Consider the following 24,781-nt stretch of genomic DNA (forward strand, 5'->3'; position numbering starts at 1 on the left):
TAGGCCGGGTGTGGAAGTGGGGTAACCCATGGAGCTAACCGGTCCTAATAACTCTGTTCATGCTTGATGAATCCCACCATCAATGACAATCCTGCTACCAAGCAGCACCGTCAAAGATGATCGGACGATCATCCAGCCAGATATACAGCTCCAAACCGGAGCAGCACGGGCATCATCGATTAAAAAACAGCACGCCGTCTCCATTGCTTGGTGACCATAGCGTCAGTGACCCACCCGATCCCATCTCGAACTCGGCCGTGAAACCTGACAGCGCCAATGGTACTAACGCTCAAGCGTTGGAAGAGTAGGACGTCGCCAGGCATTGAAGCCGGCGTGCTGTAAAAAACCCATCACAATGACAAAGGGCAAATGCCCTCAAACAGGGCCCCATAAGGGCCCTGTTCGCGTTCATGACGAACGCAGCCATCATCACGCGGGGAAGAAGCACCCCGCCGTCCACGCCGGCACCGCCCGGAACAGACAACAAAACACGCTTCAAGGCTGACACGCTCAGCCCTCAATGGTGACGCGGGGTGGAGCAGCCCGGTAGCTCGTCAGGCTCATAACCTGAAGGTCGCAGGTTCAAATCCTGCCCCCGCAACCATAACACATTCCCACACCCAACGGCCCAGGCAAGCGCGCTCGTATGCGCGCGCCGTGGCGCCGCACGCGCCACCGGTAACGATAGAGGCTTCGACATGACAAGCGCGGCAAAATCCCTTATGGGCGGGGGCATGTCGCGCTGGGGCCTCTCTCTGCTGCTGATGCTCTTGTCGTCGTTCCTGGCGGCTTCTGCCTTGCATGCTGCGGAGATGTCGGGCCCGGTCACGATGGAATGCTCGGGTTATGTCCACGATGAGGGGGACAACGACCAGTCGCAGGGGGACGCCGACAAGGGCGTGCCGCATCACCATGCCAGCTGCCACGGCGGCGCATCCTTCCTGCCATCCCGAGACCAGAATCCCCTGCTTCAGAGCGTTTTGAAGCAGCGCGTTCCCGCAACCCGCTCTCATGCCCTTGGCCGGTGGATCGCCGGCCCGGATCTGCGTCCTCCCATTGCCTGATTGAATCCGAACGGCCCTGGCGCGCCTGAGCGCGCCGGCGGTCTGTCATTCTTCAATCGGGAATATCTTCATGTACAGGTTCATAGCGGCTCTGCTGGCCGCCACGTCGTGCGTCGCCGCCGCACAAGCGCAGGGCTTTGCCGCGATGCGCGAGGCCCAGGTGCCGACGCCACTATTCACACTCGAGGATGCCGTTGCGGCGGCGGGCGGCAGCGCCCCTGCCATCGAGGCCGCCGATGCCGGTATCCGGGCGGCGGAAGCAAACCGGCGGATAGCGGGCTTCCGCCCCAACCCCGTGGCGCAGGCGCAAGTCGAGAATGTCGCCGGAACGGGCGCCTATAGCGGCCTCCGCAGTTCCGAAACGACTGTCGGCTTCCTGCAAACGCTCGAACGGGGCGGCAAGCGCCGTGCCCGCGTGGCGGTCGCCTCGGCCGAACTTTCCAGGACGGAGCTGCAGGCCGCGATCATGGCCGCAGACGTGCGGCTTCAGGCCACCCGGCTCTATATCGAGGCGATCTCGGCCATGCGCCGCCGGGAGACGGCACGCGATCAGGCGCGGATCGCCGGGGATGCCCTTCGCGCGGCCAGCCTGCGCGTCCAGGCCGGTCGAGCCTCTCCGCTCGAACGGCAGCGGGCCGATGTGACGCGGTTGTCGGCAGAGGCGAATGTCGAACGGCAGGATCGCCTTGCCCTTGCAGCCCGCGCCAATCTGGAGCGGCGCATGGGGCGATCGATCGATGGCGAACTCGACGTCGGCCTTCTCGACCGTTTGCCGCCCGATGGGTACGGCCCAGGTGTTCCGGTGGACCCACAGGGCACGCTGGCGCTTGCGGCGGCGGAGGCCAATCTGGCCATAGCCGATGCCAACCTCCGCCTTGCGCGTGCGAACCGGGTGCCGGACGTGGATGTCGGGCCTTCGGTCCGGCGCCTTGAGGCGACCAATGACGTCGCGGCCGTGTTCACCGTCTCGATTCCCTTGCAGGTCTTCAACAATGGCCGGGCCGCGTTCGACCAGGCCAATGCCCAGCGCAGCCAGGCGGAAGCCCAGCGCCGGGCCAGCGCGCTCGATATCGAACAGGCCATCACCAATGCCCAGGCCGAGGCGGACAATGCCGCCACGCTGGCACGGACCGCATCGGGACCGGCGCTGGTCGCAGCACAGGAAGCGGCCCGCATCGCGCGCATCGGATACCGCGAGGGCAAGTTCGGTCAGCTCGATCTGCTCGATGCCGAACGGACGCTTGCCGAAACCCGCGTCGCTGCGATCGACGCGCTTGCCGCCTATCAGAATGCCCGCGCGCAGATGGAGCGCCTGACCGCGCCCGCCGTCGCACCGCAAGTGGGGAACGGATTGTGAAGACCTTCAACAGATACGCCTACGCCGCATTTCCCTTCGCCTTGGCCTTGCCGCTCGCACTCGCTGCCTGCGGTGGTGGGGGTTCCCAGGACGCTGCGCCCACGCCGGAAAAGGTTGAAGCCGCCCACGCCGGGGAAGGCGAGATCACGTTGACACCGGCGCAGATCGCTTCGGCAGGCATCCAGATCGGCCGTCCGATGGTGGGAGGCTCCGGCACTCTCGAACTGCCCGCGACCATCGAGGCCGACCCGCAAGGCATGCAGGTCGTTTCCGCCGCGATCGGCGGCCGTGTCGTGGCGCTGGGCCAGAATCTCGGTCAGTCGGTCGGTCGCGGTGGGATCATGGCCGTGATCGAGAGCCGGGAAGCGGCCGTCCTCAAGGGCGAAGTCGAAGCCAGCCGCGCGCGTCTGGCCCTGGCAAACGCGAATCTTGCCCGCGAGCAGCGTCTGTTCAGCCAGCGCGTCACGCCGGAGCAGGATCTGATTGCCGCGCGCACCGCAGCAACCGAAGCGCGGATCGCCTACCGGCAGGCGCAGGGACAGGTATCCGCCGCCGGTGCCGGAGGCGGCGGGCTCAACCGCCTTGGCATTACCGCGCCGATCTCCGGGCAGGTGATCGCCCGTAGCGTCATCCTGGGCCAGACGGTCGACGCCAATGCCGAATTGTACCGGATCGCCGATCTTTCGAGCGTCTCGCTCGCACTGAGCCTGCAACCTGCCGACGCCGGCCGGGTGAAACCGGGTAGCCCGGTGACCGTCACGGCTTCCGGCCGCAGGGCCACTGGCAAAGTGACGTTCGTATCCCCCGCGCTCGACGTGCAGACGCGCCTCGTGCCGGTCATCGCCGCGCTGGACAACCGCGGCGGAGAATGGCGCGTGGGCGAACCCGTGACGGCTTCCGTCCAGCTTGGCGGCGAAAGCGGGGACGGCGCCGTGCGCGTTCCGAGCACCGCCGTGCAGACGGTGGAGGGCAAGAGCGTGGTCTTCGTGCGCACCGGAGCAGGCTTTAGGGCGGTGCCGGTGACGCCGGGCGACAATGCCGGGGGCACCGTGATCGTCCGTTCGGGCCTGACGGGCACCGAGCAGATCGCCACCACCAACAGCTTCACGCTCAAGGCCGAACTCGGCAAGGGCGAAGCGGCGCACGAGGACTGAGCCGATGATCGCTTCCATCGTCAATTGGGCGGTCGACAAGCGCTGGCTCGTCCTGCTGCTCACCGCCCTTGCCGCCGCCATCGGCGCGGCCGCCCTGTACCGTCTTCCCATCGACGCGGTGCCGGACATCACCAACAACCAGGTGCAGATCAATATCCGCGCCCCGGCCCTCTCACCCGAACTGGTCGAAAAGCAGGTATCCTTCCCGATCGAGACCGCGCTGGCCGGCATTCCCGGCCTCGATCACACCCGCTCGCTCAGCCGCAACGGTTTCTCGCAGATCACGGCGGTGTTCGACGAGAGCACCGACATCTACTTCGCGCGCCAGCAGGTGGGCGAACGCCTCAGCGGGGTGACGCAAGACCTTCCCCCTGGCGTCAACCCGGAGATGGGCCCGATCGCCACGGGCCTTGGCGAGGTCTATATGTGGACCGTCCGGCTCGAACACCGCAGGGATGACAAGCACTTGCCCGGCGAGCCGGGCATGCAGCCGGATGGCAGCTACATCACGCCGGAAGGCGAGCGCCTGACAAACGATACCGACAAGGCGACTTATCTGCGCACGGCGCAGGACTGGATCGTCGCGCCCTTGCTGAAGAACACCAGGGGGCTTGCCGGGGTCGATTCCATCGGCGGCTATGCCAAGCAGTTCCTGGTCGTGCCGGACGTCCAGCGCCTGGTGGCGATGAACATCACGCTCACCGATCTGGCCACGGCTTTGGAGCGCAACAACACCAGCGTCGGCGGCGGCTTCGTCGACCGTAACGGCGAAGGGCTGGCCGTGCGTTCCGACGCGCTGATCCAGAACGCCAGCGAGCTTGCGAAAGTCGTCATTGCCACGCGAGAGGGGGTTCCTGTCACTCTCGGGCAGGTTGCCGCCGTCAGGACCGGACAGGCGGTCCGCATGGGTTCGGCGTCCGAAAACGGTACTGAGGTCGTGGTCGGCACCGCAATCATGCGGATCGGCGAGAACAGCCGCACGGTCGCCACGGCGGTCGGCGATCGCCTTCGGGAGATCAATGCCTCGCTGCCGCCCGACGTGATCGTGCAGCCGGTCCTGGACCGCACCGAACTCGTCAATGCGACCATCAGGACTGTCGCCCGGAACCTGGGCGAAGGCGCCTTGCTGGTCATCGTCGTGCTGTTCGCGTTGCTCGGAAACTTCCGCGCCGCGCTGATCGCTGCCATGGTGATCCCGGTTTCCATGCTGCTGACCAGCTTCGGCATGCTCAGGACCGGCGTTTCGGCGAACCTGATGAGCCTTGGCGCGCTGGACTTCGGCCTGATCGTCGACGGCGCCGTCATCATCGTCGAGAACGCGCTGCGGCGCATTGCCGAGGCACAGCATCATGGCCGCCGCCTGCTCACCGTAGAGGAGCGCCTGGCCACGGTCGCCACGGCTGCGCGCGAGATGATCCGGCCCTCGGTCTATGGGCAGGCGATCATCATTCTCGTCTACGTTCCGCTGCTCACGCTCACCGGTGTCGAGGGCAAGACGTTCGTGCCGATGGCGCTGACGGTCATCATGGCGCTGGCCTTTGCCTTCGTGCTCTCGCTGACGGCGGTGCCTGCGGCGATCGCGATCTGGCTCTCCCGCCGCGTGGAGGAAAAGGAAGGCCGGATCATGACCTGGCTCAAGGCGCGCTACGAGCCGGGCCTCGACAAGGCGATGAAGCGGCCGACGATGACGGTGGGTGTCGGCGTGGCTGGCTTCGCCGTGGCCATCGCCGCGTTCATGGGGCTGGGACAAGTGTTCCTGCCGCAGCTCGATGAGGGCAACCTGCTGATCCAGGCGCTGCGCATTCCGGCCACCTCGGTGCAGCAGAGCCAGGCGATGCAGATACCGATCGAGCGGATGATGTCGCGGCAGCCGGAAGTGCAGTTCGTCTTTTCGAAGACGGGCACGGCCGAACTCGCATCCGATCCGATGCCGCCCAATGCCACCGACATGTTCGTGATCCTGAAACCGCGCGATCAGTGGCCGGACAAGCGCCTTGCCAAGGACGAACTCGTCGCTCGTCTCGAAAAGGCGCTGAACGAATTCCCCGGCAATGCCTACGAAGTCACGCAGCCCATCCAGATGCGCTTCAACGAACTGATCGCAGGCGTGCGCGGGGACATCGCGGTCAAGGTCTTCGGTGAAGACTTCGGCGCCATGAATGCCACGGCCGAGAAGATCGCCGGGGTGCTGCGCCGGACCCGGGGCGCCACTGACGTCAAGGTCGAGCAGACCACGGGCCTGCCCATGCTCGACATTCGCGTCGATCGCGATGCCATGTCCCGCCTCGGCGTGACCGCGCAGGACGTGCAGGACATCGTCACCGCCACGCTGGGCGGCCGCGAGGCTGGCATGATCTTCGAGGGCGATCGCCGTTTCCCGGTGGTGATCCGCCTGTCCGAAGCCCAGCGCGCCGATATCGGCCTGCTGCGGCAGGTGCCGGTGCCGGTGCCTGGCGGGCGGTTCGTGCCGCTTGCCAGCGTTGCCGATATCGGGATCGCGGAAGGCCCGAACCAGATCAGCCGCGAGAACGGCAAGCGCCGCGTGGTGGTCCAGGCCAATGTGCGTGGCCGCGATGTCGGCAGCGTGGTGGAAGATGCCCGGGCGGCGATTGCCGGCGAGGTCCGTCTTCCCCCGGGCAGCTATCTGGAATGGGGCGGCCAGTTCGAGAATCTCGCCTCCGCCAGGGAGCGTCTGCAACTGGTGATCCCCGCCTGCTTCGCCCTGATCCTGCTGCTGCTCTACGGGGCGCTTGGCTCGATCCGGGACGCGGCGATCGTGTTTACCGGGGTGCCGATGGCATTGGTCGGGGGAGTATTGCTCCTGTTTGCACGGGGTATGGATTTCTCCATAGCCGCGGCCGTGGGCTTCATCGCGCTGTCGGGGATCGCGGTGCTTAACGGCCTGGTCATGGTCTCGTCGATCCAGGACCTGATGCGCCAGGGCACGGAGCGCGCCGCGGCCGCGCGCATCGGCGCGCTCCAGCGCCTGCGACCCGTGGTCATGACCGCGCTCGTCGCCAGTCTCGGCTTCGTGCCGATGGCGCTGGGCAGCGGAGCGGGGGCGGAAGTGCAGAAGCCGCTGGCCACGGTCGTGATCGGCGGGTTGCTCTCGGCAACCCTGCTGACGCTTTTCGTGCTGCCCACGCTCTACGCCCGCTACGGCCGCAACGACCTTCCGGCCGAGGAAGGTCGCGGCGATCCGCCCGGTTCGGACGGATCGGCCCCATTCCCGTGAACGGTTTCGGCGCCGGTGTCGCAGCCGGCGATGCCACGGTGCATGGCGGACCTATCCGGCGACTTCCGATGGTCGTAGGACGTCGGTAGGACGTCTGGCGATCCGCCGATTCCAGCGCCGCGTCGGCCCTCGGGATTTTCCGATGTGCTGCTGCGGGAGGCCTTGCGCTAGGACAACCCGCCGGGCGACCAGGCATCCAGAAGTTCCCGCGCGCCCTTGCCGGGGCGCGGGAGCGGCGCAAGCTCACCGGCTCGGGACAAGGAACCTGAACGATGTACGCAGTCATCTTCGTTGGAGGCTCGAAAGCGTTCGCAGGCATGATCCCGGTCCGGGAACCGCAGCTATGCTGATCCTGGGCCATGCGCTTGTTCAGGCGGCGGCGCTGGCGGCTGTCATGCCCGCACTTCCCGCGGACGGGCAGCCGGAACCGTCCGGCGCGGAAGCCTCGGCCGGGCATGGCGATAGCGCGGCCTTGCCGGCCGATCCGCCCGCGCCCGCCGCCCCCGTGGCCTTGCCTGAAGAGGACGCAAAGCCCCCGGCGAAGGACGGGGTTCTCAAGTTCGGCGTGGGCATTCGCGGGCGGGTGGACGTGCGGTTCAACGATGTCGACGGGTCGGGCTCCCGGCGCACGTCGACTCACTTGTCGTTCGATACGGTGATCCTGAAGCTCGACTACGATTCGTCCACGTTCTTCGGGGCCGCCGAATATCGTTTCTACGGCGGCAGTTTCATCTACAGCCGCAAGAACGGCTATGACGGTTATCCCGGCGAAGTGAACTTTCCCGCCTACGCCTACATCGGCGCGAAGCTCTCCGCGACGGACAAAGTGACCCTGGGCCTGCAACCGGTGCCCTTCGACGACCGCTACTGGGGCAATTCCTGGTACAACAGCCTGGGCTTCGTCTACGGGCTTGAGGAAGTCTACGATGTCGGGATCAGCTACGGCCATTCGGGCGAAAAGCTCTCGTTTGCCGCCGGCCTCTTCCCCACGACGGGACCGGCCGTGATGGGCCAGGGCCGGGACAGTGCCCGCTACAGCGTCAACATCGTGCGCGGCGATTCCTATCTGCCCGATTCCTCGGACAATGCAGAGCGGAACATCGTTGCAGGCAGGGTGCAATATGCCCTTGCCGCCTCGGATCACGGGAAGCTGACGCTGACAGGGTCGGCGTGGCTTTCGGACGTGCACAACTTCGACACGGGCAAGGAAGGCTCGCGGCGCGCCTATGCCCTCAGCCTGACCGACGAAACCACGGCGCTGCGCAAGAAACTGCTGGTGGCCCGGCAAGCCATCAATCCCGCCAATGCCGGCCGCAGCGACCTGATCGCGGTGGGCGACTACGATTCCTCGTACAATATCGCCGCCAGGAGCACGATGGCCTTTGGCGAACTGAGCCATCCGATCGAGACGGGGCGCTTCCCGTTCAAGATCAATCTCTACGGCAGCTATGCCCGCGTCTTCAAGGATGCGAAGGGCTTCGCCGATACCCAGCGCTTCAATCTGGGCGCCTTCTGGACTGACAAGGCGAGCGGACGCATTCGCGTCTGGACGGAAATGCTGGTCGGCCGCAACGATCCCTATGTCGGCGCCGGCCAGTTCGTGTCCGGCGGCGCGCAAGGCGGGGACGACCGCTGGAAGACTTCCCTGCTGATCATGGCGGGATATTATTTCTGATCGGGCGAGGCAGTCTTTCCGGTCTCAGCCATCTCCCTATCGTTGCACCGGCGGAAGTGCGCCGCCGCCTGCCTGATCGGAGGCCACCTGCAGGCGGCCGCCTTCGGTAAGGGCACGGTGGTCGATCTTCATCGCCGGCAGCGAAGCACCGTTCCACGTCGCGGTCTGGCTCTTGCCGGTGCTGTGCCTTTGCTCGATCCTGAAGGGAGCGCCGCCTTGAGGATGCACGGTCGCCTCCGGAAACGCGGGGGTGGTGACGACGTACTCCGGCTTGCCGGGCGTCAGGGGGTAGAGCCCCAGGGATGCCCAGACATACCAGGCTGCCATGCCGCCGGCATCGTCGTCCATGCCGTCGGCATAGCCGACGGGATCGAGTGCGAAGCTGCGTCCGTGCCAGGGCCGGGGGCGTTTGCCGGCATTGGTGTACCAGTGGTCGATGGGGCTATCGAGGATCTCGCGGACCAGCGACGCGGTCCGGGCGGGCTGGCCCGCGGCGGAGAACAGGAACGGCGCCTGGATGTCGGGCTGGTTGGTCATGTTGAACAGCCCCTGGTCGAAGAAGCGGCCGAGTTCGCAGCCGAAACGGGCGCGCCCCAGTTCCTGGTCGATCATCCAGTCGAGATCGAACACGGGGGCCCAGCGATATTGCCACAAAGTGCCCTGATAGAGCCCTCGCGCCTTCACCACGTCGGAATCGGGCGCGACTTCCTTGAACACGCGCTGCCACATGGTCCGGTAGCGCAGCGACCGTTCGTGCAGGCTGGCCGCGAGCGGGCGGTTGCCGATGTCGCTTGCCAGTTCGGCGGCGGCCCAGATGTCGTAAGCCGTCTCGATCTGCTGGTCGGGCGCCTCGTTCGGAAGCGCGTCGAGTTCCTTTATCATCAGCGGAAGGATCTCCGCCGCGTCGAAGCCGCCGATTCCCTTGCGGCGGAAATCGAGCAGGGCGACACCGGCGTGTTCGGTACGCACGGTGATGAACGGTTCGTTCTGCGTGCTCCACTGCGCCTTGCCCGCCAGGTAGAGTTCCGCGAGCGACGCGGCGATGTCCTCGGACCTGACCGGATCGAGAAGCGCGATCAGCGGCAACTGCGTGCGATAGTTGTCCCAGATCGCCCAGCCCGAATAGCGATGATGGCCGCGCGGTGTGCGGTGCAGGGTGCCGTCCGATTGCCGGTAGCGGCCATCCGCGTCGTCGATCCTCGCGGGGGTCTGAAGGACGCGGAAAAGGTGAGTGTAGAACAGGCGTGCGCGCTCGCCGCTGCCCGGCACTTGCACCCGGGCGAGTTCGCGCGCCCACTCCGTCCGCGCCTCGCGCCTGACGTGTTCGAGGGACCGATGCGCCGCGCCTCTTTCCAGCACGCGCCGTGCGGAGCGCGAGTCCACGACCGACAGCCCGGTGCGCATTTCGACGCGATCGCCGGCCCTGACGGCAAAATCGTAGGCCTGCCGCTCGTCACCGAGTGAAATCGGGGCGACCTTTACCGCCTGGCCGTTACGGCTGAGCGCGCCGGCGAAGGACAAGTGATAGACGCCCTGGTCGCACACGGTTCCGGCGGACATGCTGCCGCGCATGTCGCCGGCCTTGCGCTTCTGCCATTGCGCGCTGTGGCGCTTGGTATAGCTGTGCCGCGGATCGAGCACGACGCGGATGGTTCCGGAACGCGGCATGGTGAAGCGCGAGATTCCCACCGCGCCTGCGGCGGCGAGATCGGCGCGAATGCCGCCGCCGTAGCGCACGCTGTACCAGCCCGGTCCGGCCTGTTCGGACGCCTTGTCCATGGCCCAGGGCGCCGTGTCCCCCGCGTAGCCGACCGAGACGAGCAGATCGCCCCCGCCGCCGCCGCAGCCCACCCCGACGGCGCGGGTATGGGAGAAGCCGAGGAGATGGTCCGCCTGGTAGTCGTAACCGGCATGCTGCGCCGGCACCGTATCGGGAGACAGCTGCACCATGCCGAACGGGCCGGTCGCGGCGGGCGTCAGCTGGCCGTGATCGCCTGACGTCCCGACGAAAGGATCGACCAGGTCCACCGGAGCGGGCGCTTCATCGGCCCAGGCCGGCGGGCAGAGCAGCCCGATCCCGAGGGGGCAGATCCAGAAGCGTAGCTGCACGGCAAGCCTGCCGGTCTTCATCATCGTCAAGGTGTGTTCCTGAACAGGGAAAGCGGGATCGCGCGGCCCATGACTTCATAGCCGCCGTTGCCGGGATGGAGGTGATCCCCGGAATCGTAACGCCGCTGGACCATGGGCGGGCTGGACGTGTCGCGCAAGGCTGCGTCGAAGTCGATCACGGCATCGAATTCGCCCGCGCCGCGGATCCAGGCATTGGCGCTCTGGCGGGTCTCTTCCATCTCGCGGGTGAAAGCCTTCCAGCCGAAGCCCGGCGTGATCGTGCCGCCGTAGATGCGGATGCCTTTCGCGTGGGCAGCCGCGATCAGCCTCCTGTACCCGGCGATGAGGTCGGACGCTCCGAGCGCCGGTTCGCCGGGCAGAGTGGCGCGCCAGATGTCGTTCACGCCTTCCAGCACGATCAGGTGGCTGACACCGGGCACCGAGGCGACGTCGCGCATGAAGCGGTCCACCGCGGCGGTCCCGCGGCCTTCGCGCAGCAGACGATTGCCGCTGATCCCCATGTTGACCACGCCGCACCGCGGCCCCGAGCGACTGTCGACTAACCTTCTGGACAGCACGCCGGGCCAGCCCCGCCAGTCCGGACGGGTGCCGCGCGCACCTTCGGTTATGGAATCGCCCAGCGTGACGATCGTGCAGGCCGCGGCGGGGTTATGGACGGCCAGCTGGGTGACCAGCGGGCGCAGCTTGGCGGGTTGCAGCGCGGTGCCTTGCGCATCGACGGTGCCGGGAGCGAACGCCGCCGGGAATGCCGCATTGCCGGCCACCGCGGTGCTGGGGCCGGATGTCACGATTTCCACCAGCAGGTCCTCGCCCGCCGTCACGGGGAAGTCGCTGGAGAGCGTCTCTGTCACCTGGCCGCCCGCTATGATCGCGCCGCCCCCCGCGGGAAAGGCCAGGGGCCTGCGGCTCGCGGCCGCGAGCGCGAAGCCTTCCGCTCCGGCTGCACGGGCAATCGAGATCGCTGCGATGTGCAGGCTTCGGGCGCCTTGCGGGTTGCTCAGCTCCAGCCGCACCGCGTCCCCCGTCTGGCTGGCGCGGATGCGATAGCGATAAGTGCCTTCCTGGTTCTCGGTCTTGACGCTGCCTGTCGCAGGAGAGGTGGCATAGCCCCAGGCCCCCGCCCAGCCTTCGTCGGCGGGCCGGGCGTGCTCCTGGCTCGTGGCCGCCGCGGCAGCCGCGGCGAGAGGGGCGGCAAGAGCCGGGACGAGCCAGGCGGCGGCCATCAGGCGCTTCATGTTCGGTCCCTTCAGAACTTGAATCGCAGGGCGGCGGAATAGACGCGGCCTTCGAAATAGACGCGGTCGGTGAAGGCCTTGGTGCCCCAATAGGCCCGCTGCGGGCGATTGAGCAGGTTGGTGCCGTCCACCGTCAGCGAGAGGTTGCGGTTGAAGTTGTAGGTTGCCGAGGCCGCCAGGCGTGAGATCGGGTACCAGTTCAGGCTCCTGGAGGGATCGGTCAGATTGTAGCTGAGCGTGAAGTCGCTGCGCCAGGACCAGGCGACTTTCGCGCGGAACCGGCCGTCATCGTAGAACAGGCTGGCATTGTAGCTGTGCTTCGAGATGCCGGCCGTCTGCCCCTTGAAGGCGGCGGTCACCTCCGTTGCCGGGAGGTTCTGGGCGGAATCGATATATGTGTAGTTCGCCGAGGCGCCGAAGTGCCGCAACAGGCCCGGTGCGAAGTCGAAGAAGGTGTTCGCGCCCACTTCCACGCCCTTGATATATCCGTCGCCCGCATTGACGTACTTGGTCACGTCGACGGTTCCCAAGGCGCCGGGGATCGCATCGTCTTCCACCGTCGTCTTGACGATGTAGCCCGTCACGTCCCGGTAGAATCCGGCAAGCGAGATGGAGCCCGTGCGGCCGAAGTAATATTCCAGCGACAAGTCCCAATTGGTCGAGCGCACCGGTTTCAGGTCCGGATTCCCCGAAGTGGCGATGCCGGTGTAGTCGCCCGACGCGCTCTGGACCTGCACGAGTGCCACGGTGGGATTGAGGTTGGCGAAGTCTGGCCGGCTGAATGTGCGCGTCCAGGCGCCTCGAAGCTGCAGTTCGGGCGTGAAATGCACGATCGCCGTGATCGCGGGGTCCACGTCCACGTAGTTCTGCCGGCCGTGGATCGGCGCGTATCGGGTAATGGTGCCGCCGGTCGTCGGGGTGTTTTCGCGAATGCTCTGGGTGCCGTCGATGGAGAGCCAGGTGTTCACCACGCGCAGGCCCGCCACGCCGTCGACCGGCATGCCCGCCAGTTCGAAGCCGTACTTGAACTGCCCATAGGCCGCGAAGCTCTGTTCCTTGCCGTCGAAGGCGGCAAGCGGATCGTAAGCCGGGCGGCCGTCGTCGGTGAAGTAGCCGGGCTTGAGCGTGCTCACGTAATCGTTGAGCGCGATCACGTTCGCTTCGCTGTTGAGATAAGTGGCGTCATAGCCGACCCAGCCCGGGGGGATGGCCGCATCGTCCCCGCCCGGGCGGCGCGACAGCACGGCGGGCGTCTCTCCGCCCGGAAAGGCGGACATCGGCAGCTTGAGCGCGTTCAGGTCCACCAGCCCGGTGCCCGAACGATATTCGGCGGTGCGGCGGGCATAGCGAAAGCCCGTCTTGAAGGCGCGAAAGAAGCCGGTGCCGGTATCGAGTTCCAGGTCCGTGCGCCATTGCAGGCCCTTGCCCTTTTCCCGCTGGCGCGTGTCCGAATAGGCGCGGACATGGAACTGGTCGATATCACCCAGTTCGGCAGTCGGGTAAGCATAGGACAGCCCGCCCCATTTGCCGTCGCTCTGGAAGGTCGCGTCGATGACCGGCGCCTGGTTGAACCCGAGCAGGAACAGCTGCTGGTCCGTCTCGATCCGCGATGTGGTATAGACCGCGCTGGTGGTCAGCGCGGCGATGCCCGACTTGAAGTCGGCGCCGAATTCGATCTGGGTCGTGTCCAGCAACTGGCGCGTGTGGTTGGAGCGGGCACCCGAGTTGGCCGTTGCGGTGAAGCGGGCGCTCTTGACGATCTGGGTGTCCTCTACCAGCTCGACATTGCCGAGAGCGGTGTTCGCCGCGATGTTCGTCTGGAAATCGGTATCGGTGTAAGTGTTGTCGTCCGTGACATTGGTGGCGCGCAAGTGCATGCCGAAGTTGTAGGCAGGGCGCCACTGGATCTCGCCGGTCAGGACCGGGCGCTCGTAGTGGCCCTTGGGGTTCTTGGCGAGGATGCCGGTCGGCAGGCTGTAGCCGGCGGGGGTAGTCTGCGGGCCCAGGCTTTCGCGATACGATTCGTAGTAGTCCCGCCGCGTATAGCTGGCGTTGACGAGCACGCCGATTTCGCCCGCCCCGGTATCCCAGTTCCCCGCGACGAGCACGTCGCCGTTGTACATCAGCTTGTCGGCCTGATCGTCGTAGCTGCCGCGCAGGGTGGCCGCGACGCTGATGCCCTTCCTGAAGTCCAGGGGCTGGCGCAGCTGGACGTCCACCGCGCCGCCGATGCCGCCTTCGATCAGGTCGGGCGTCAGGGCCTTGTAGACTTCCATCGAGCGGATCAGTCCGGCCGGATAGCTGTTGAGCAGAGTGCGCCGCGATACGCCCGTATAGGCTTCCTGGCCGTTGATGGTCGTCACCACGCTGGAGATCCCGCGAATGGTGATGGCCTGGCCTTCGCCGCGGTTGCGGAACACCTGCACGCCGGGCAGGCGGGCGAGCGCTTCGGTGGCGCTGTTGTCGGGCAACTGGCCGATATCTTCGGCGGCGATGGCATCGACGATCGCGTCGGACTTGCGCTTGATGTCGCGGGCGGTGCTCAGGCTGGCGCGAAAGCCGGTGACCACGATGTCATCCGCGGCGGCGGCATCGCTGGGAACCGGCGCGCGCGCCTCGCTCAGCTTCACGCGGCGCAGGACGATCCGCGCACCGTCGTCGGCGGCCACTTCCAGGCCGGTGCCCGCGATCAGCAGGCGCAGCGCGGCGCGGGCATCCATGGGGCCTTTCACGGCGCGGCTGCGCAATGCTTCCAGGCCCTCGCCCGGCGCCACGATCTGGATCTGCGCCTGCCTGCCCAGCGAGGCTATCGCGCTCGCCAGCGGCTGGGCGGGAATGTCGAACTGGCGCTGCTGGGCAAGCGCAGGCGTGGCAATGGCACAGGCGACGACAGCCATGCCGCAGCCGGAAAGAAGTCTCGAATGCATGAGTAACGATCCCCACCAGCGGCGCGTCTGCCGCTTTCGAGGGCTAGATGCGAGGCCGCCGACGATCCTCCATCCCCAGGCGATTTTATTTTCGCGACAGCACGACGGCATCGTCGCGCTCGGTCAGCCGCAGGCCGTGGGCGAGGGCGGCGGCCTGCGCGAAGCCCTTGGGATCGCTCGTGGAAAAGACGCCCGCCATTTTCAGGCCGGCCACCTGGGGATCGTCGATGACGATCCGGCGGTCCGAATAGAGGGCATATTGGCGCGCCGCGTCGCCCAGCGTCAGCCCGGTAAGGTCCATCTCGCCGCGTTGCCACAGGCCCAGGCGGTCGACTTCGCCCACCGAAAGCTGCTCCCGCGTGATCGCGCCTTGCGCAGGTACGGTCATGCGGTCGCCCGCAGCCAGCAAGGCCGGTGGCATGCCCTTCGCCTGCACTTCCACGCGGCCTTCGCGCACGATGACCGCCACTTCGCCAAGCTCCGAAAGGTGGACCAGGAAGCTCGTCCCGACCACCCGGATCCGCACCGGCCCCGCTTCGACGATGAAGGGGCGGGAAGTGTCCTTGGCCACGTCGAAATTCGCTTCCCCGGCCAGCATGCTGATCCGGCGTTCCAGCGGCTTCATCGCCACCGAAACTTCGGTTCCGGCATTGAGCGTGACGGCGGATCCATCCTCGAGCGCGGTGCGGCGCACGGTGCCCTTGTCTGCCGTTAGGCTGGTGCTTCCGGCCAGCCGGTCCAGGCCCAGGGCCACCAGGAGCGATGCCGCCATGGCACCGGCCGCGCCGCCCAGCCATAGCCTGCGGCTCATCACGCGCCGCTCGGAAACGCGCGGGGCTTCGGCCGAGACCTCGGGAATGCCGGTGGCCACCTCGGGAATGTCGCGGTCGACGCCGAGCGCCACGGCGCGCTCGAAATAGGCGTTTGCCGCCATCGCCCGTGCGAAGGCGCCGGCGTGGCGCGGGTCGGCGGCCAGCCAGGCGTCGAGTTCGGCCTGGTCCTGCGGATTCAGCGTGGCGGCATCGACGCGCAGCGCCCATTGCGCCGCGCGCTCGTCAAGCGCGTTCACGCGGTCGGGATCTGTCACTGGTCTCGCTGTCGTCTCGCTGTTCACGCACGCTAGATGACGCATTGCGGACATTTCCGCCACGCCCGATTGCATTTGTCAGGATCGCGAGCGCCTTCACCATGTGTTTCTCGACCGTGCTCTCGGCGATGCCGAGCGCTTCGGCCACCTGGCGCTGGCTCAGGCCCTGGATCTTGCGCATCGTGAAGACTTCGCGGCAGCGGTCGGGCAGGGCGGCGATGGCCGCGGAGACTTGCGACAGTTCCTGGCGGTCCGCAGCGACCCTTTCAGGCGTCGGGGCGTCTTCCGGGATCTCCAGGAACTGTGCGTTGGCTTGCACGTCGATGGTCACGATCCTGGCGCGGCGCAGCGATTGCAGCACGACGGACTTGGCCACTTCGAACATATAGGTTCGCGCATTGCGAATGTGGTCCACCCGCTCGATCGAGGCGAGGATCGCGTAGGTTTCCTGGACGACATCGTCCACTTCCAGCCCCGCGGACGCCGTGCGCGCGGACAGCCACTGCCGCAGGGCAGCTTCATGCGGGAAGACATTGCGTCCCAGCCAGACGGCGCGTTCACGGGAAAAGGACATCGACGCCGCGACTATCCGGGCTGCATGACAATTTGGATACAGCGGCGCCCAAGGATGAAAGTTCTCTCCGGCATGGCGGATAGATGGGCGCGCCGCATCTAGCAGGCGGCCCAGGCGCTCGCAGCCCCGATCCCTGCAGCGAAAGGCCGATGCTGACACCGTTCGGTCGGGACACCGGAGGACCAATGGCGAAATTCAGAATATGGCTGCAAGCGGCGCTGGGCATGGCGTCTGTTTCGCTTGTGGCGACCACGAGCGCTGCCCATGCCTGGACAAGGACCGGCCACGCCGCGATCGGCTTCGTCGCGGAAGCCAAGCTCAAGACCGACAACCGCGAGGTCTGGAACAAGCTGGCCGAGATTCTGGACGGCGCCGAATTCTACGATGAGGCGGTCGCGGGCTGGGCGGACGATGTCCGTACCGCGCACCCCGAGCTTATCCATACCGTGCGCATTCCCGTGCTGGGCGCCGTGCCCTCGGCCTCGGACCCGGCCTGCATCGCCGACCAGCCCGAGGTCAGCTGCGCCGACAAGGCCATCGCCCATTACGCCGCCGTTCTGAAGGATGCGAACAACCCCCGGCAGCAGCGGCTGGAGGCGCTGAAGTTCATCCTGCACCTGGTGGGAGACCTGCATCAGCCGCTCCATGGGTCGGAGCCCGGCGGCGCGCAGGACAAAGTGCTGATCCCCGGAGGAATACTCAACGTGGATGCCAATGGCGCGGCTCTGGCCAGCGACGTTCATGCGGTTTGGGACTACGCGATCATCAAGCGGCATGGCCTGACCGCGGTGCAACTGGGCCGGCAATTGTGGGACGATGCCACGCTGGCGCCGCCCACCGGCCTGACGCCGCGCGACTGGGCCGTGGAAAGCCGGAACCTGGCGAAGAAGTACATCTTCCTCGATCCCGTGACGCCCAGTGCCAACGACGCCTACAAGGTCCTGGCATGCGGCGGCCGCACGGGGATCGCGTGCCCGGCAGCGGCCAGGACGATGCCTGCCGACTACGAGACGAAGAACTATTACCTCGTCTCCTATCGGCTCAAGCAGGCAGGGCTGCGGCTGGCCGAATATCTGGTGAACTTGATGGGGACCTGACCGGCTGGCGCGAAAGACCTTCGGCCTCCCGATGGGGCCGGAGGTCTGTGCTCCGCCTGGAGCGGCCCGTCGCCTCAGGAAGCGGTGTTCGGCCCCGAACCCAGGCTTGCCGCGATCTCCTGTTCGGCCGCGGTCGCTTCGGCGATGAGCTGGCGCAGGGCCTTTGCGGTGTCTTCCAGAAGACCCGCGCCAAGCGGGCGCTCCCCGTTCACAAACCGCCGGATCGCGCGCTCGTCTATGCCGAGGCGGCGGGAGAAAGCGGTGGTGCCGCCGAACAGCTGGACGCAATAAGCAAAGTGTTCACGTTGCTCGTCGATCGAAGATTCTGCCATTTTACCTGCCTGTTGGTTCGCTGGTCTTGCCATAGGCGATCTTGCGCGCGAGGCAAATGGCGCCTGCTCGCGCGGCTTTCACCGGATGTCACCGCACTCTCGGGTGCCGGCATGGCAGCCCTTTCAGTTGCCGTCCGCATCGACGGTGAACACCATGGGCTTGCCGCGAGACGTGGGTTCCCAGCCGGCCTCAAGCGCGGCGCGGATGCCCCGCGAGACGATCGCGTCGCCGATCTGGAGGCGTCCGCGCTGCATGCCCTTCATCAGGCGTTTCGGCGGGGGGAACTCCAGCAAGGCGCCGCGCTGCGTGTTCTTGCGCTGCAATGCAACGGTCATGCCTCTCCAGCCGTCGAAGTCGTCCCACTGCGGCTCGCTGCGCAGCTCCCATTCATATTGAAGTCCATCGACCTCGACGATACCGGCTAGCTTGTTGGTCATGCCGGTACGCCTAGCAGGTCTCGGCCGGCAAACCACCTGCCGATCGGCGGTGGCGAACAACATTTCCGGACGAGGCCGCTATTCGCCGCAAGGCCCGGGCCGCTCGCCTGCGGGAGTTCGCGGCCGAGGGGGCGCGGCGCGCGATGTCCGCGAAAGCCCGGTCAGGCTCTCGCGGACATCGTATCATCGCCGCTTCCGCCCGGACGAGGCGCCTGGGCTCAATAGGCCGCCGACAAGGTCAGGAACCACTGGCGCGGTGCGATGGGATAGGCCGAATAGCTGTTCGTGGCCGATCCGATCGAGAGCGTCGACACGCCCTCCTTGTCCGTCAGGTTGGTGACGTTGAGCGCGAGTTCCACCTTCTTGAGCGGCAGGACACCGTCCGGAACCCGCCCGGCGACGCGCAGCGAGGTCAGGAAGTAGGAGGAAACGCTGGCGTCGTTGGTGAAGGTGGCGAAGCGGCGGCCGACAAAGTCCCCGATCGCCTGCACCTCGAACGGACCGACATTCAGCGTCGCCACCGTCTTGTTCATCCACTTGGGCGTGCCGGGCAGCTGCTTGCCGCAAGTCGGCACGATCCCGCCCGTGACGATGTAGCCGCCGATGCAGGTGTCAGTGGCCGCACCGATGCCCTGCGCGGTGGAAGTGTAGTCGTTCTGGTACTTGGACAGGTTGTACGAGATCGCATTGTAGAGCGAGAACACGTTCCCGATCCGCAGCGTGACGGCCGCGTCGACGCCGTCGGTCTTCACGTCGCCGACATTCACCAGGGTGGAGGTGCCGCCGGTGATGCCGCTGCCGGCGATCCCGCCCGGATTGGTCGGGATGGCGAGCAGGCGATTGCTGAAATCGACGTGATAGTAGTTGATCTGCGCCTGAAGCGCCCAGCCGTTGGAGAAGCTGCGGCTGGTGCGCAGGCCCGCTTCGTACGTCCAGCTGGTCTCGGGCTTGCCCTCGTCGGCGAAGGCGTCGAACGCGGCCTGGCTGCCGGTGAACCAGGGACCGCCGCCGCCGGCGAGATAGGCCTGATACTGGCGCAGGTTCTTCTGGACGTTGAAGTAGACTTGCTCGTGCCCGTTGAAGTCATAAGTCGCGCCGAAGGCCGGCAGGAACCAGTTCTTCGTATTGATCTTGCCTTCGGGCAGGGCGGTGGTCCCGCCCAGCGAGCCGAGGCGCGGCTGCACCGGGAAGCGGCCGCTGGCCCACTGCGCGCTGGTCTTGACGCCGCCCTGGACGAGCAGCGCGTCAGTCACCTGCCAGGTGTCCTGGAGGTGGAGCTGCAACTGCTTGATTCGCGCCTCGCCCTGATACTGAGTGAACAGCGGGTCCATGACATCGCGGGGGCGGACATAGGGCGTGCTCAGCGAGGGATCGGAAACCGGCACGGCGTACCAGCGGCGCCACTGGGTGGTGCTGTTGTGCTCGAACCAGCCGCCGAATTCGATCTTGTGGCTGCCGAGTTCGACGCTCGCTGCAGAGATCACGCCGAAGCGGTCGATGCGGTATTCGGTCGTGCGGGTAATCATGCCGGAGCCGCCGGTCGCGGCCAGCAGTGCGGCGCCGGATGCGGCCGCCTGGGCGGTGGTCAGCGCGGTGCAGGCGGTGGGGCGGATGCCGTTGCCATTGGCGCCGAAGCGGCAATTGGTGGGCAGGCTGGCATAGTTCGGATCGAGATAGGCCTGCGCCGTGGTGATCGACTGGCCGAGCGGGCCGGCCACCACGCCGGCGCCGTCGTTGTGGTGATAGTAACCCGTGGTCGACCAGGTGATCTTGTCCGAAAGGCGGGCATCGTAGCGCACATAGCCGAGATAGTCGGTGCGCTGGGCGTCCGAATAGTAATTGCGGTAATTGCTGCCCTCGGACGCCGGAGAGTTTCCGAGCGGGGTCAGGTAGCTTGTCCGATAACCGTCGAAATCGGGATAGAAGAAGGGCTTGGTATAAGGGGTATAGAGCTGGACCGGGGTGGCCGTGCCGCCTGCCGAAGGCTTGAAGAACACGGTCGCATCCTCGTTCGGCTGCGTCATGTCGTTGTAGTCGAAATAGAGCGTCAGCTTGCCGGCATCGCTGTCGTGCACGAACTTCGCATTGGCCTGCCAGCCCTTCTGGATGCCGTCGAAGTCCCAGGCCCGCGCCCTCTGGCGGACGCCCGAGATATAGCCCGAATTCCCGCCGCCGATGTCGCCGCTGTCGACCCGCAGATAGGTGCGCGAGGTGCCGTAGCTGCCAACGGTCTGCGCGCCGCGAATGCCGAATTCGGCCTGGGGATCGGAGGAGAAGGTCTCGACCGTACCGCCGAGGTTGCTGTTCGAGGGTGTTGCCAGGTCGCCCGCGCCGGTGGCCACGACCACCCGGCCGACGTTCTCGGAAATGACCGCGCGCTGCGGGGACAGGCCGTTGTAGTTGCCGTAGCTCTGGTCGCCCAGCGGGATGCCGTCCATGGTGTAGCCGAGCTGGTTGCCGGCAAATCCGTGGACGAAGATCTGCGCGTTCTGCTCGTTGTTCCCCCAGGGATCGGCGGTGATGTAGAGGACGCCGGGCAGGGTCTGGATCGCCTTCAGAGGCGAGACGCCGGGCAGGATCTTCTGGATTTCGACTTCGGAGATCGCCGTGGCGGAGCGGGTGGTCTTGGCGCCGGTGACGATGATCGCGCCGTTGCTCTCGCCCGCGTCGACGTCTGCGCTTGCCGAAGGGGCCTCGTCACGCGCCATCGCTTGCGCCGCGGAGCACAGAGCGAGCGCGGTACCGGCGAGCATTGCGCAGCGCACGGCCCTGGAGGCCGATGGAATTGCCGTCATCTGATTGTCTTCCCCAAACCTTGCTGCCGGTGCGTTCACCGAGCGACAGGTCGGTTAGCCAAGCGACGTGGCGGTTTGACTTACCTTTGGTGACAGTAAGGTTTCAGTACCGGGCGCGGCTATATCCGGTGAAGGCAAGGCGAATGGTGGGAATGGCGGCTTTGGATCAGAAAAGCCGCCTTAAGCCAGTGGGCCTATGCGCCGGGCTGGTGTGTAGATGGCCTGACCTGTTCAAAAATGAAGGAAAAATTGTTCCAGAACGAGCGGCCCTTTAATAGGTAGTACGCGACTTTCCTCTGGCAATTAAGTTGGCCTCTGTTTCGTCTCGCTCGGCCCTTGCGCGCGGGGGCCGCTGCCGCGATTTCCGGATTATACCTCGCAGGAACAGGGAAGCGGCGCTAAAGGCGGCGCATGGAAATGCGTCTGTGAGTGCCAAGGATCCCTGCATATCGGTGTGCCAGTTCGACGGTAAGTCGGGTTGGTGCCGTGGATGCGCCCGTACCCTCGAAGAAGTGCGCAAGTGGCGCAAGCTGCAGCCCCATGGCCGCAAGTCGATCGAGCGCGAACTTCCGCGCCGGTTGCAACGCCTTGCGGCGCGCGACCGTGGGTGAAGGCGTGCTTCGGCGCGGCGGTTTTTCGCAGAGGACAGGGAACGGCCTCTTCGCCGGAGCGCTTCCCCGTCACGCGCCGCGATTTGCAACCGTGCAGCGCCGGGCAGCCTGCGGAACGGATGAAGAGCCTTTTTGATGACCGAACCTTGTGATTTCGAAGCTGCCCGTCTCGAGGCCCTGGCGCGTTACGACGTGCTGGATTCGCCGCGCGAAAAGGCCTTCGACGAAATCGCGGAGCTGGCAGCTGCGATTTGCGGCACGCCTATCGCTGTCGTCAATTTCGTGGGCGAAGGGCGCCAGTTCTTCAAGGCGGAAGTGGGCCTTGGCCTTCGTGAAACGCCCATAGAGACCTCGTTCTGCATCAAGGCCCTGCTGGAAGAAGACTTCCTCCTCGTGACCGATGCCACGCAGGACGCGCGGTTTTCGGACAATCCGCTGGTCATGGCCGAACCGGGCCTGCGGTTCTATGCGGGCGCGCTGCTCAAGACGGAGGACGGCTACCCGGTCGGCACTCTCTGCGTGCTGGACTATGTCCCGCGCGAACTGGATGCCGTGCAGGAAAAGGCCCTGCGGGTCCTTGCCCGGCAGGCGCTGACGGCGCTGGACCTGCGCCGCGCGGCCGCCGTGGCCGAGATGGAGAAGAAACGCCTCCGGCACGCGCAGGAAGCGGGCAAAGTGGGCCTGTTCACGGTAGAGATCGCGCAGGACAGGGTCTACCCGACGCCCGAGCTTTGCCGGCTCTACGGGCTTCCGGTCAAGGCGAGCTACCAGACCTCGGACTTCGAGCAATGCGTCGTTCCCGAAGACCGGGCGCGGGTATCGAGCCTGCACGCCCGCTCTGCGGGGACCGGCGAACTCTCGGTCGACTACCGCGTGAAGGATGCGGCGACGGGAGAAATACGCTGGCTGTCGCGTACCGCCGAATACGAGCGGGATAGCTCCGGCACGCAGGTCGGCTTCGTGGGCGCCGTGCGCGACATCAGCGGGCACCGGGAAATCGTGGCCGCCCTGGCGCGGAGCGAGGAACGTTACCGGGCCTTGTTCGAGGCGCTCGACGACGGTTTCTGCATCATCGAATTCTTCGACGGCCCGCACGGTCCCCTGAGCGACTACGTCCATATCGAGGCGAATTCGGGTTACGAGCGCCAATCCGGCATTGCCAATATCGTCGGGCGCAGCTTGCGGGATCTGGAGCCGGAAGATGCGGAAGGCTGGGCCGAACTTTACGGCGAAGTGCTGCGCACCGGCAAGCCGATCCGTTTCGAGCGCTATTTCCTGGCCGCCGGGCGGCATATCGAAGTGTCCGCCTCCCGGGTCGAACCGGCATCGCTGCGCCAGGTCTCGGTCATGTTCCGCGACATCGAGGCACGGCGCCGGGCCGAAGACGCCCTGCGGGCCAGTGAGGCGATCGCCCGAGAGAACATCGATCGGGTGAATCTCGCCCTGTCCGCAGGCGCGATCATCGGCACCTGGTTCTGGGACATCCCGACGGACAGCTTCACGGTCGATGAAGGTTTCGCCCAGACTTTCGGTTTCGATCCGGGGCAGGACCGCGTGGGACTGAACCTCGCGCAGATCGTGCGTTCGGTACATCCCGACGATCAGGCGCGGCTTTCCGAGGCGATGAACAAGGCCATGGCGGAAGGCGGGGCCTATGCGCATCAGTACCGCGTGCTGCGGGCCGATGGCCGCTATTACTGGATCGAGGCGAACGGCCGCGTCGAAATGGGGCCGGACGGGACGGCGGTGAGTTCGCCGGGCGTGCTTCTCGATATCGAGCAGCGGCGCATGATCGAGGCGGAACGCGACAGCGCGGCCAGCGCGCTGCGTGCGCTCAACGAGACGCTGGAACAGCGCGTCGCCGAGCGTACCGCCGAACTGATGCATGCCGAAGCGCAATTGCGCCAGGCCCAGAAGATGGAAGCCGTGGGGCAGCTGACGGGCGGCCTGGCGCACGATTTCAACAATCTGCTTGCCGGCATATCCGGCGCCCTGGAAATGGTGGGCACCCGGCTCAAGCAAGGGCGGCTGACCGATGTCGACAAGTATCTGGTCGCGGCACAGGGCGCATCGCGCCGCGCCGCCGCCCTGACGCACCGACTGCTGGCGTTCTCGCGGCGGCAGACGCTCGATCCGCGGCCGACCAACGTGAATGCGCTGGTCAACGGCATGGCGGAGCTGATCCAGCGCACGGTCGGGCCGGCGATCCAGGTCGAGACCGTGGGCGCGGCCAGTCTCTGGCCCACGCTGGTCGATCCCGGCCAGCTGGAGAACGCGCTGCTCAACCTCTGCATCAATGCGCGCGACGCGATGCCGCAGGGCGGGCGCATCACCATCGAGACTGCGAACAAATGGCTCGACCGCACGGGCGCGCGCACGCATGACGTTCCCGAAGGGCAATACCTCTCGCTCTGCGTCACGGATACCGGAACCGGCATGACCGCCGACGTGATCGCCAAGGCCTTCGATCCCTTCTTCACGACCAAGCCCATCGGGCAGGGCACCGGGCTGGGGCTGTCGATGATCTATGGCTTTGCCAAGCAGTCGGGCGGGCAGGTCCGCATCTATTCCGAACTGGGCGAAGGCACGACGGTCTGCATCTACCTGCCGCGCCATTACGGCGAGGTCGGCAGCGACCTCGAACTTGCCACGCACACGGCCGATCTCGGCGCCGAAGTGGGGGAAACGGTGCTGGTCGTCGACGACGAGCCGAGCGTGCGGATGCTTGTCACCGATGTCCTCGAAGACCTGGGCTATGCCGTGATCGAAGCGGCGGACAGCGTTTCCGGCCTGCATGTGCTGCAGTCAGACGTTCGGATCGACCTGCTGATCAGCGATGTCGGTCTGCCCGGCGGCATGAACGGCCGCCAGATGGCCGATGCCGGCCGGCAGAGCCGCCCGGACCTGAAGGTGCTGTTCATCACCGGCTATGCGGAGAACTCGGTGATCGGCAACGGTCATCTCGAGCCGGGCATGCAAGTGCTGACCAAGCCTTTCGCGGTGGACACCCTGATATCCCGCGTGCGCGACATCACCGCGGAATGACCTGCGCGCGGGCGGTGAACGGACC

At 66.3% G+C, this 24,781-nt stretch carries 16 protein-coding genes, 1 tRNA gene and 1 rRNA gene; 10 read left to right on the plus strand and 8 right to left on the minus strand.

Going from position 1 to position 24,781, the window contains the following annotated elements; translation table 11 throughout:
* Positions 1-206: 206 nt before the first annotated feature.
* The 7 genes from rrf to EDF57_RS10495 all read left to right on the plus strand — a co-directional run bounded on the left by rrf (position 207) and on the right by EDF57_RS10495 (position 8,485).
* A 5S ribosomal RNA gene (rrf, locus tag EDF57_RS10465) occupies positions 207-321 on the plus strand.
* A 206-nt stretch (positions 322-527) separates the two neighbouring features.
* Positions 528-604 (plus strand) — tRNA-Met (locus tag EDF57_RS10470).
* A gap of 130 nt (positions 605-734) precedes the next feature.
* A complete protein-coding gene (locus tag EDF57_RS10475) occupies positions 735-1,064 on the plus strand; it encodes a hypothetical protein (RefSeq protein ID WP_134094191.1) in 330 nt (109 codons plus the stop codon).
* A 70-nt stretch (positions 1,065-1,134) separates the two neighbouring features.
* Entirely contained in the window at positions 1,135-2,421 is a 1,287-nt protein-coding gene (locus EDF57_RS10480) for a TolC family protein (RefSeq protein ID WP_134094192.1), read from the plus strand.
* Positions 2,418-3,575, plus strand: a complete 1,158-nt coding sequence (locus tag EDF57_RS10485; protein WP_134094193.1) for an efflux RND transporter periplasmic adaptor subunit — start codon at positions 2,418-2,420, stop codon at positions 3,573-3,575. Before EDF57_RS10480 ends, EDF57_RS10485 begins: the two co-directional genes overlap by 4 nt.
* A 4-nt stretch (positions 3,576-3,579) precedes the next feature.
* Entirely contained in the window at positions 3,580-6,810 is a 3,231-nt protein-coding gene (locus EDF57_RS10490) for a CusA/CzcA family heavy metal efflux RND transporter (RefSeq protein WP_134094194.1), read from the plus strand.
* 343 nt (positions 6,811-7,153) lie between these two features.
* Positions 7,154-8,485 (plus strand): hypothetical protein, encoded by a 1,332-nt coding sequence (locus EDF57_RS10495; protein ID WP_243840995.1) that lies wholly within the window; start codon positions 7,154-7,156, stop codon positions 8,483-8,485.
* Positions 8,486-8,521: 36 nt separating this feature from the next.
* Here the strand turns inward: EDF57_RS10495 and EDF57_RS10500 are convergent, their stop codons facing one another.
* From EDF57_RS10500 to EDF57_RS10520, 5 genes are all read right to left on the minus strand, one after another.
* Positions 8,522-10,618 (minus strand): glycoside hydrolase domain-containing protein, encoded by a 2,097-nt coding sequence (locus EDF57_RS10500; protein ID WP_243841041.1) that lies wholly within the window; start codon positions 10,616-10,618, stop codon positions 8,522-8,524.
* 2 nt (positions 10,619-10,620) lie between these two features.
* Positions 10,621-11,850 carry an SGNH/GDSL hydrolase family protein gene (locus EDF57_RS10505; protein WP_134094195.1) on the minus strand — a complete coding sequence of 410 codons (1,230 nt, stop codon included), beginning with the start codon at positions 11,848-11,850 and terminating at the stop codon, positions 10,621-10,623.
* Positions 11,851-11,861: 11 nt separating this feature from the next.
* A complete protein-coding gene (locus EDF57_RS10510; RefSeq protein WP_166675236.1) occupies positions 11,862-14,777 on the minus strand; it encodes a TonB-dependent receptor in 2,916 nt (971 codons plus the stop codon).
* 85 nt (positions 14,778-14,862) lie between these two features.
* On the minus strand, positions 14,863-15,846 hold the full coding sequence (locus EDF57_RS10515) for a FecR domain-containing protein (RefSeq protein WP_208324838.1): 984 nt from the start codon (positions 15,844-15,846) through the stop codon (positions 14,863-14,865).
* Positions 15,833-16,438 (minus strand): sigma-70 family RNA polymerase sigma factor, encoded by a 606-nt coding sequence (locus EDF57_RS10520; protein WP_132267159.1) that lies wholly within the window; start codon positions 16,436-16,438, stop codon positions 15,833-15,835. Before EDF57_RS10520 ends, EDF57_RS10515 begins: the two co-directional genes overlap by 14 nt.
* Positions 16,439-16,662: 224 nt before the next feature.
* Between EDF57_RS10520 and EDF57_RS10525 the strand changes: the two genes are divergently transcribed.
* Positions 16,663-17,535, plus strand: a complete 873-nt coding sequence (locus EDF57_RS10525; RefSeq protein WP_166675238.1) for a S1/P1 nuclease — start codon at positions 16,663-16,665, stop codon at positions 17,533-17,535.
* 74 nt (positions 17,536-17,609) lie between these two features.
* Here EDF57_RS10525 and EDF57_RS10530 read toward each other — a convergent pair whose 3' ends face one another.
* From EDF57_RS10530 to EDF57_RS10540, 3 genes are all read right to left on the minus strand, one after another.
* A complete protein-coding gene (locus EDF57_RS10530) occupies positions 17,610-17,900 on the minus strand; it encodes a hypothetical protein (protein ID WP_243840996.1) in 291 nt (96 codons plus the stop codon).
* A gap of 90 nt (positions 17,901-17,990) precedes the next feature.
* The gene (locus tag EDF57_RS10535) at positions 17,991-18,305 is read right to left on the minus strand and encodes a hypothetical protein (RefSeq protein ID WP_132267153.1); all 315 of its coding nucleotides are present in this window, start codon (positions 18,303-18,305) and stop codon (positions 17,991-17,993) included.
* Positions 18,306-18,523: 218 nt separating this feature from the next.
* Positions 18,524-21,100 (minus strand): TonB-dependent receptor, encoded by a 2,577-nt coding sequence (locus tag EDF57_RS10540; protein ID WP_208324839.1) that lies wholly within the window; start codon positions 21,098-21,100, stop codon positions 18,524-18,526.
* A 425-nt stretch (positions 21,101-21,525) separates the two neighbouring features.
* On the opposite strand from EDF57_RS10540, the gene EDF57_RS10545 reads away from it, so the two are divergent.
* Positions 21,526-21,711 (plus strand): DUF1289 domain-containing protein, encoded by a 186-nt coding sequence (locus tag EDF57_RS10545; protein ID WP_134094199.1) that lies wholly within the window; start codon positions 21,526-21,528, stop codon positions 21,709-21,711.
* A gap of 135 nt (positions 21,712-21,846) precedes the next feature.
* On the plus strand, positions 21,847-24,756 hold the full coding sequence (locus EDF57_RS10550; RefSeq protein ID WP_134094200.1) for a PAS domain-containing protein: 2,910 nt from the start codon (positions 21,847-21,849) through the stop codon (positions 24,754-24,756).
* Positions 24,757-24,781 lie beyond the last annotated feature (25 nt).

It is taken from the genome of Novosphingobium sp. PhB55 (assembly GCF_004368805.1).
Lineage (GTDB): Bacteria > Pseudomonadota > Alphaproteobacteria > Sphingomonadales > Sphingomonadaceae > Novosphingobium.

Bases quoted from the DNA above. Each gene is read 5' to 3' on its own strand.
- EDF57_RS10525 (WP_166675238.1), top strand. From the start codon at position 16,663: ATGGCGTCTGTTTCGCTTGTGGCGACCACGAGCGCTGCCCATGCCTGG.
- EDF57_RS10535 (WP_132267153.1), bottom strand. From the start codon at position 18,305: ATGACCAACAAGCTAGCCGGTATCGTCGAGGTCGATGGACTTCAATAT.
- EDF57_RS10510 (WP_166675236.1), bottom strand. From the start codon at position 14,777: ATGCATTCGAGACTTCTTTCCGGCTGCGGCATGGCTGTCGTCGCCTGT.
- EDF57_RS10540 (WP_208324839.1), bottom strand. From the start codon at position 21,100: ATGACGGCAATTCCATCGGCCTCCAGGGCCGTGCGCTGCGCAATGCTC.
- EDF57_RS10475 (WP_134094191.1), top strand. From the start codon at position 735: ATGTCGCGCTGGGGCCTCTCTCTGCTGCTGATGCTCTTGTCGTCGTTC.
- EDF57_RS10500 (WP_243841041.1), bottom strand. From the start codon at position 10,618: ATGATGAAGACCGGCAGGCTTGCCGTGCAGCTACGCTTCTGGATCTGC.
- EDF57_RS10530 (WP_243840996.1), bottom strand. From the start codon at position 17,900: ATGGCAAGACCAGCGAACCAACAGGCAGGTAAAATGGCAGAATCTTCG.
- EDF57_RS10495 (WP_243840995.1), top strand. From the start codon at position 7,154: ATGCTGATCCTGGGCCATGCGCTTGTTCAGGCGGCGGCGCTGGCGGCT.
- EDF57_RS10550 (WP_134094200.1), top strand. From the start codon at position 21,847: ATGACCGAACCTTGTGATTTCGAAGCTGCCCGTCTCGAGGCCCTGGCG.
- EDF57_RS10490 (WP_134094194.1), top strand. From the start codon at position 3,580: ATGATCGCTTCCATCGTCAATTGGGCGGTCGACAAGCGCTGGCTCGTC.
- EDF57_RS10505 (WP_134094195.1), bottom strand. From the start codon at position 11,850: ATGAAGCGCCTGATGGCCGCCGCCTGGCTCGTCCCGGCTCTTGCCGCC.
- EDF57_RS10480 (WP_134094192.1), top strand. From the start codon at position 1,135: ATGTACAGGTTCATAGCGGCTCTGCTGGCCGCCACGTCGTGCGTCGCC.
- EDF57_RS10520 (WP_132267159.1), bottom strand. From the start codon at position 16,438: ATGTCCTTTTCCCGTGAACGCGCCGTCTGGCTGGGACGCAATGTCTTC.